The sequence below is a fragment of the Shewanella sp. 11B5 genome (assembly GCF_002836795.1).
Classification (GTDB): Bacteria; Pseudomonadota; Gammaproteobacteria; order Enterobacterales; family Shewanellaceae; genus Shewanella; species Shewanella frigidimarina.
The window spans coordinates 1-1,732 of the sequence record NZ_PJAP01000794.1 but is presented as its reverse complement, the minus strand read 5'-3'; the positions used below and the strand labels follow the sequence as shown (position 1 = coordinate 1,732).

Here is a 1,732-nt window from a genome sequence, read left to right as displayed (position 1 = left end):
TCCAATCTTTAATATATTGGCAACCGTCACTGAATTCAGTACGGTCCATAAAGCGGCATTGTGCTAGTTGAGCTAATTGTTGACGTAAATTCAGAGAGTTAAAATAGTTAGCCATCTGATACCACCTTTAAAATTTAGTAATTTGGGACTCAACATCTTATAAGTCAGCGACCTTAAGCGTTGTGATTGAAGTCACTATAGCGCATGCATATGATTGCTTAAAATGATATATTCGGGACATGACGTTGCAATTAATGCAACATGGAATGCTTAACCTAATATTTAACTTACACTCAACTTAATGCGTGCTTGAAGGTGCTGTGATGGATATCCGTTCACTTAAAATGTATTTACACTTATGCGATAGCCTGCATTTTGCCAAAACGGCGGAGCAATCGCATGTCAGCCCATCAACCTTAAGCCGTGCGTTGCAGCGTTTAGAAGATGAAGTGGGTAGTAAATTATTTGACCGTGACAATCGAAGCGTCACTATTACCCACGCGGGCGTTGAATTTAAACGTTTTGCAGAACAGACATTATCGGAATGGACCCAGCTGCGCAGTCGTATTGACCCAAGCCAGCAATTTTTACGTGGCAATCTTAATTTGTACTGCTCAGTTACCGCAGCTTATAGCCATTTACCGGCACTGTTAGATCGGTTTAGACGTGAGCATCCCCATGTCGATATTAATCTCAACACCGGAGATCCAGCTAATGCGGTAAATCAAATTCAAAAAAATCGCGCCGATATCGCGATTATTGCATTGCCGGAAGCTTTCCCTGCCAGTCTGCATTTTACCCCGATTGATAAAGTACCGATTTGCGTCATTGCGCCCACAATACAATGCCAAGTTCAGCAATGGGTAAGCCAAGCAAAAATTGACTGGGCTAAACTGCCCTATATCGTACCGGACCATGGTCCCGGCAGAAAAAGGATTGATTTGTGGTTTAAGCAAATGGGCATAAAACCCAATATTTATGCCCAAGTCTCTGGTCAGGAAGCTATTGTCTCCATGGTCGCGCTCGGCTGTGGTGTTGGTATAAGCCCAGAAGCGGTGATCCACAATAGTCCGGTACGCGATCGCATCCAAACTCTAGCTTCGCCAATCCCGATCCCGCCATTTGAATTAGGCTGCTGCTGCAAAGAAAAACGCACCAATGATCCAATCATTCGTGCGTTTTTAGACATCATTTAATGGCGCCGTGTAGATTGCTTAAAATAATTTGCTTAAGGCAGAGGCGGCATTTCAATGTCTAGCCGAGTAACCAGTAGTTGGTCGACTTTGTATGAATCAATATCGACTACCTCAAATTTGTAACCTGCATAATTGACAAAGTCAGTACGTTTGGGAATTTTGCGTAACATATACATCATAAAACCAGCAATGGTTTCATAATTTTGATTATGCGGGAACACTTCAATATTAAATGCTCGCATTACATCAGTAATCGGTGTCACCCCATCGACTAACCAAGAGTTACCATCACGGGCAACAATTTGTTCTTCACTTTCATGTAATGACCACGCGCCCATAACGGCGCTTTGTAAATCATTGGTGGTCACAATGCCAACAACCAAAGCATATTCGTTCATCACCACCGCAAAGTCGGAACGATTATTCTTAAAATATTCCATCGACTCAGACAAGGTCAACGTATCAGGAATAATAAGGCAGTTATGTACTAACGTACTGCCTTTTAAGGTGATGTTCTCGCCGTTAATCACCCTAAT

General features: G+C 42.5%; 2 protein-coding genes. One reads left to right on the top strand and one right to left on the bottom strand.

The features are described 5' to 3' along the window. Positions 1-323: 323 nt before the first annotated feature. A complete protein-coding gene (ilvY, locus tag CXF78_RS16530; RefSeq protein WP_102037391.1) occupies positions 324-1,196 on the top strand; it encodes an HTH-type transcriptional activator IlvY in 873 nt (290 codons plus the stop codon). A 32-nt stretch (positions 1,197-1,228) separates the two neighbouring features. Here ilvY and CXF78_RS16525 read toward each other — a convergent pair. Beyond that, positions 1,229-1,732 (bottom strand): transporter associated domain-containing protein (locus tag CXF78_RS16525; RefSeq protein ID WP_308302270.1); only part of this gene is annotated, 504 nt, incomplete at its 5' end.